The 5990-nt window shown below is 68.1% G+C and carries 6 protein-coding genes and 1 pseudogene; 6 read left to right on the top strand and 1 reads right to left on the bottom strand.

What is annotated here, in order from left to right; translation table 11 throughout:
* Window positions 1-378 (top strand): 2Fe-2S iron-sulfur cluster-binding protein (locus B2W70_RS05555; RefSeq protein WP_349677437.1); only part of this gene is annotated, 378 nt, incomplete at its 5' end.
* Here the strand turns inward: B2W70_RS05555 and B2W70_RS05550 are convergent.
* The gene (locus B2W70_RS05550) at window positions 344-601 is read right to left on the bottom strand and encodes a DUF1653 domain-containing protein (RefSeq protein ID WP_286743666.1); all 258 of its coding nucleotides are present in this window, start codon (window positions 599-601) and stop codon (window positions 344-346) included. The genes B2W70_RS05555 and B2W70_RS05550 overlap by 35 nt on opposite strands.
* 118 nt (window positions 602-719) lie before the next feature.
* Between B2W70_RS05550 and B2W70_RS05545 the strand changes: the two genes are divergently transcribed.
* The 5 genes and pseudogenes from B2W70_RS05545 to B2W70_RS05525 form a co-directional block, all read left to right on the top strand.
* A complete protein-coding gene (locus tag B2W70_RS05545) occupies window positions 720-1025 on the top strand; it encodes a hypothetical protein (protein WP_286743665.1) in 306 nt (101 codons plus the stop codon).
* A gap of 97 nt (window positions 1026-1122) precedes the next feature.
* Window positions 1123-2985 (top strand): polysaccharide biosynthesis protein, encoded by a 1863-nt coding sequence (locus B2W70_RS05540; RefSeq protein WP_286743664.1) that lies wholly within the window; start codon window positions 1123-1125, stop codon window positions 2983-2985.
* A gap of 174 nt (window positions 2986-3159) precedes the next feature.
* The gene (locus B2W70_RS05535; RefSeq protein WP_286743663.1) at window positions 3160-4701 is read left to right on the top strand and encodes a S41 family peptidase; all 1542 of its coding nucleotides are present in this window, start codon (window positions 3160-3162) and stop codon (window positions 4699-4701) included.
* 49 nt (window positions 4702-4750) lie between these two features.
* Complete coding sequence (locus B2W70_RS05530) at window positions 4751-5560, top strand: HesA/MoeB/ThiF family protein (protein WP_286743661.1); 810 nt, start codon at window positions 4751-4753, stop codon at window positions 5558-5560.
* A gap of 162 nt (window positions 5561-5722) precedes the next feature.
* Window positions 5723-5990: pseudogene (locus B2W70_RS05525) on the top strand (3-isopropylmalate dehydrogenase); the annotation flags it as partial.

Here is a 5990-nt window from a genome sequence, read left to right as displayed (position 1 = left end):
CGGATTGGCCAGCCAGCCGCTGAGCTGGCAGGGCGCGAGGCCATGTCCCCGCCGATCACGCCCCTTGACTCCCACCCGCCCTTGGCCGGCGGCACCTGGCTGAGCCTGCAGCCCTTGGGTGTGCGCGTGCCAGTTCGCCCTGGACAGAGCCTGCTGGAGGCCGCCTTGGCTGCCGGCGTGGACATGCCCCGCTCCTGCCGCAACGGCACCTGCCGAGCCTGCCGTTGCCAGATGACGCAAGGGCGCGTTCGTTACCGCATCGAGTGGCCGGGTCTGAGCCCGGATGAACACGATGCCGGGGAGGTGTTGCCGTGCGTGGCCCTGCCCGATGGCGATGTGACGCTCAACCAGCCACTGGCGCGTCGGGCGTCCACCTGAAGCGGGCCTTGCGTTCACCTTCTATCACCACCTCGCCAGTGAACATCTCGAAGGGCCGCACCCACAGCGCGCCTTCGCCGTACAGCGGCCGATAAACCACCAGTGCTTCGTGTGTTTCGCTGTGGCGAGCCACACCAAACACCTCGTATTGGCCACCCTTGTAGTGGGTGTAGAGGCCGGTGGGGATGGCGGGCAGGGGCATGAGGTCGTCGTCGTTGCGCATGGCGGTTGGGCTTTACATGGCCTTTACGGGCGCGATTGTCCACGGCGCAAAGCAGGTTGGCGTTGAACAAGCCAAGGGCGAATGCCCTGACCCTTCAACCTTGAACAAGGACACCACCATGAAGATCCGCCTGCTCGCTGCTGCCCTGATCACCGCCGCTTCGGCTTCGGCTTTTGCCCAGGCTCCTGCCGCCCCGGCAGTCCCTGCGACCCCGGCGACTCCTGCCGCGCCTGCCGTCGCCGCTGCCCCGGTGGCATCCGGTGCCCACAAGGCTGGCCACGAGCTGCGCAAGGAGCGTCGCGACGTGCGTGAAGAGCGCCGCGAAAAGCGGGAAGCCCGTCACGACCGCAAGGAACAGCACAAGGCCGCTCATGCCGCGCACCACGCTGCTTCGGCCGCCCCGGCCGCATCTGCCGCCAAGTGACCGGCCCGAGCCTGCAGCGCAGGCACAATGACAGGCTTTGGCCGCGCGCCCCAGCGCGTGGCCGATGTGTTCGCCTGACACCCTGCTGCCCGCGCCCATGCTCTGGTCTTCCCTGAACCGACAACTCGACCGCCTGCGCCCACAGCGCCAGGCGGTCGTCCTGCTGGCGGACGCCTGCCTGATCCTGCTGGCCTGGCACCTCACCTACCTTTTCCGCATGGGGGTCGAGCGCTGGCTCCACGAGCGCCCGTCGTACGACTGGGCGGTGGTCCTGGGCGTCATCGCCATCTACAGCGTGCTGTCCTGGGCACTGGGCGTGCCGCGCGCCACCTGGCGCTACGTGAGCTTCCATGACATCAGCCGCCTGGGCTGGGTCTGCCTGGGTGCTGGCCTGACCAGCGCCGTCATCGTGCTCATGGCGCAACTGGTTGAGGTGCCGCGAGCCGTGCTGGCACTGCATCCGCTGCTGGCCCTGACGCTGCTGGCCATCGGGCGCATGGCCGTGCGCATGCTCAGTGAATCGTCCCGCGCGCGCCGCGCCGGGGCCTCGCCCAACGGGCAGCAGGCGCTGGTGCTTGGCGCCGGGGCCGCTGCCAAGCTGCTGATCGCCGGCATCCAGCACCGGGGCTGGACCGTGGTCGGTCTGCTCGACGATGAACGGCGCAAGCACGGCAGCACCATCTCGGGCGTCACCGTCTGGGGCGGCCTCGAGCTGCTGCAGGACCCGGACACCCTGCGCGACGTCACCCACCTCATCCTGGCCATGCCCTCTGCCAGCCAGGAAGAGCGCAAGCGCGCCCTCGACCTGGCTGCGGCCACCGGTCTGCCCGTGGCCACCGTGCCCTCGGCCGATGAACTGCGCGAGGGCCGCTCGCGCATCGACCGCGTGCGCGACATCGAGCCCGAAGACCTGCTGGGCCGCCAGCCCGTCAAGCTCGATGAGAGCGCCGTCTCCGGCCTCATCAGCGGACAGACGGTGTTCGTGACCGGGGCAGGGGGCTCGATCGGCTCCGAACTCTGCCGCCAGATCGCCCGCTTCGGCCCCAGCCGCATCGTGCTGTTCGAGCTCAGCGAGTTCGCGCTCTACCAGGTCGAACAGGAGCTGGGCGAGCACTTCCCGCACCTGCCGCTGGTGCGCCTGGTCGGCGACGTCAAAGACCTGGGCGCCCTGCAGCGCGCCATGGCCCAGCACCGCCCCGACCTGGTCTTCCACGCCGCCGCCTACAAGCACGTGCCCTTGATGGAAGACGACAACGCCTGGATCGCGCTGCGCAACAACACCCTGGGCACCTACCTGTGCGCCCAGGCCGCGGCCGAAGCCGGTGTGCAGCGTTTCGTCCTCATCTCCACCGACAAAGCCGTCAACCCGACCAACGTCATGGGTGCCACCAAGCGCGCCGCCGAGATGGTGATCTCGCACTGGGCCGCGAAAGCGCCGGACACGCGCTTCATGGCCGTGCGGTTCGGCAACGTCCTGGGCTCCAGCGGCAGCGTCATCCCCAAGTTCAAGGAACAGATCGCCCGGGGCGGGCCGGTCACCGTCACCCACCCCGAGATCACGCGCTTTTTCATGACCATCCCCGAGGCCGCCCAGCTCGTGCTGCAGGCCGCCTCGCTGGCCGACACCGGTCAGGTGTTCGTGATGGACATGGGCCAGTCGGTCAAGATCGCCGACCTGGCGCGCGAGCTCATCCGCTTGAGCGGACACACCGAAGCCGAGATCCCCATCGTCTTCAGCGGCTTGCGCCCCGGCGAAAAGCTCTACGAAGAGCTGCTCGCCGACGCCGACACGACCCTGCCCACGCCGCACCCGCGTCTGCGCCTGGCCCGCCTCAACGGCGAGTTGCCCGCCGACTGGATCGAGCGCCTGCTGACCCTGGCGCAAGACGAGGCCGCTGGCACACCGTCGGTGCTGCGAGCCAGGCTGCACCAGCTGGTGCCCGAGTACGCGCCACGCTGAGCCCATTGGCCAACCTACTTCAGCGCCTGCGACCTCTGCCGTCTGTCGTTGATTCGATTCAATCGCGGGCAATCCCTGCATCTGGGCCCTGACAAGCCGCCTGATCGCCTGCGCAAGGCACTTGCCACACCCTATACTGCCTCCCACACTGTGAACGTGGGCCTCACTCCTGCCATGACTTCCAAACTCAAGATTGCCGGCTGGGTTGCGCTGGGTGCGCTCGCTGGCGGCCTGACCACCCTGCAATTCGGTGCGACCGCCCGCAACACGGTCTCGCCCCTGCCCCTGGAAGAAATGCAGCAGCTCGCGGCGGTCTTCGGCATGATCAAGACCGATTACGTCGAGCAGGTCGACGAGAAAAAGCTCATCAGCGACGCCATCGGCGGCATGGTTTCGGGGCTGGACCCGCACTCGGTCTACTTCGACAAGACCACGTTCAAGGAATTCCGCGAAGGCACCACCGGCAAATTCGTCGGCGTGGGCATCGAGATCGGCATGGAAGACGGCCTGGTCAAGATCGTCTCCCCGATCGAAGGCTCGCCTGCCTTCCGCGCCGGCCTCAAGAGCGGCGACCTCATCACCAAGATCGACGACACCTTCGTCAAGGGCCTGACCATGGACCAGGCCGTCAAGCGCATGCGCGGCGAGCCCAGCACCAAGGTCGTGCTGACGGTGTTCCGCAAGTCCGAGAACCGCAGCTTCCCCGTCACCATCGTGCGCGAAGAAATCCGCGTGCAGTCGGTGCGCGCCAAGATCGTCGAGCCGGGCTACGGCTGGGTTCGCGTCAGCCAGTTCCAGGACCGCACCGTCGAAGACTTCGTCACCAAGGTCAACGCGCTCTACAAAGAAGATCCCAAGCTCAAGGGCCTGGTGCTCGACTTGCGCAACGACCCGGGTGGCCTGCTCGAAGGCGCCATCGCCATCTCTGCAGCCTTCCTGCCCAAGGACGTGACCGTGGTCTCGACCAACGGCCAGCTGCCCGAATCCAAGGCCATCTTCAAGGCTCGACCCGAGGACTACACCCGTCGTTTCGGTTCCGACCCGCTGGCCAAGTTGCCGATCGCGATCAAAACCGTGCCGCTGGTGGTGTTGGTCAACGAAGGTTCGGCCTCGGCCTCTGAGATCGTCGCCGGCGCCTTGCAGGATCACAACCGCGCCGCCATCCTGGGTGGTCAGACCTTCGGCAAGGGCTCGGTGCAGACCGTGCGCCAGCTCACCGCTGAAACCGCGCTGAAGATCACCACCGCGCGCTACTACACCCCGAGCGGCCGCTCGATCCAGGCCCGCGGCATCGTGCCCGACGTCATGATCGACGAGACCGAAGACGGCAACGTCTACGCCGCGCTGCGCGTGCGCGAAGCCGACCTGGAAAAGCACATCACCTCGGGCCAGGGCAAGGAAGAAAAAGACGCCGCCCGCGAGAAGGCCCGCGAAGAAGCCATCAAGAAGCTCGAAGAGGCCAGCAACGGCAACGGCAACGGCAAGAAGGCCGACGCGCCCAAGCCGCTGCCAGAGTTCGGCAGCCCCGAAGACTTCCCGCTGCGGCAGGCGCTCAACAAGCTGCAAGGCAAGCCCGTGACGGTCTCCAAGACCATGACCGAGCGCAAAGCCGAAGGCGCTGCGGCCGCGGCGTCTGGTGCAGCGGCTGCCTCTGCCGCGGTCGCCCCTGCGGCCCCGGCGCCCGCCCCCGCTTCCTCACCCGCCAGCGCTCGCTGACCCCCTTGCCTGCGCACTCGACCACGGTCGGGCGCCAGGTTTGCTCACCGTGCAGGACGATCAGGAACTCCGCTACAGCCGCCACCTGCTGCTCGACGAATGGTCCGAAGCAGCCCAGGAGCGGCTGCTGCGTGCCCATGCCGTGGTCATCGGGGCAGGCGGTCTCGGAGCACCGGCCCTCATGTACCTGGCCGCGGCCGGCGTGGGCCGCATCACCTTGGTCGACCCCGACACCGTCGAGCTCAGCAACCTGCAGCGCCAGGTCGCGCACACCACGGCCAGCATCGGTGAGCCCAAGGTCGCGTCGGCCGCCCGAGCCCTCGCTGCGCTCAACCCCGACGTGCGCGTGCACACCTTCGCGCAAGCCGCCGATGAGGACTGGCTCGCCAGCCACCTGCCCGGCGCCGATGTCGTGCTCGACTGCACCGACGCCTTCGCCACGCGCCAGCGCATCAACCGCGCAGCCTGGGCCGCCGGTGTGCCCCTGGTCTCTGCCTCGGCCTTGCGCTGGGACGGCCAGATCAGCGTGTTCGACCCGCGTGACCCCGGCAGCCCCTGCTACGCCTGCCTTTTCCCTCCCGAGCCTGCGCCCGAAGAAACACGTTGTGCGCTCATGGGCGTGTTCGCGCCGCTGGTCGGTCAGATGGGGGTCATGCAAGCCGGCGAAGCCATCCGCCTGCTGGCGGGTCTGACAGGGGTTGACGGCTCGGCCTCGGGGCACCGCTCGCTCACCGGCATCTTGCAGATGGTCGATGGCCGCGACGGCAGCGTCACCCGCCTGCGCGTCAAGCGCCAGCCCGCTTGCCCCGTCTGCGGGGGCGATCACCCGACGACGCCTTCGGTCTCGGCCTCTGCCTGATCACCCGGGCCGGCCTGGCTCACGCGGCCCACACGGCTCGCGAGGCAGTCGCGTCGCCGCAACTCTGCCCGCTTGATCGGCCTTTTCTGCGCCTGAGCCCGAAGACATCGCACCATACTGACCTCCAGGCCCCGTGAAGGGGCGAGACCAGGATCGCCGAGCATGAACAACCCCACGGAACTGCGCGAACGCAATTTCCCCACCGCCGGCCAGGACGCTCAGGCCGCCGCGAAGTCACCGCTGTACGGCGGCCCGGACAGCAGCTACGCGCTGGCCTTCACCGACACCGACTTCCTGCTCGACCCCGAAATGCGCCCGGTGCGCATGCAGCTCGAGCTGCTCAAGCCCGAGCTCATCCAGCGCGAAGAGAACATCGAGTCGACCATCGTCGTGTTCGGCAGTGCCCGCATCCAGCCCGCCGACGTGGCCC

It is taken from the genome of Aquabacterium sp. UBA2148 (assembly GCF_002328915.1).
Classification (GTDB): domain Bacteria; phylum Pseudomonadota; class Gammaproteobacteria; order Burkholderiales; family Burkholderiaceae_C; genus Aquabacterium; species Aquabacterium parvum.
The sequence above is the reverse complement of the archived record's forward strand: the minus strand, read 5'-3'. Positions and strand labels throughout refer to the sequence as shown.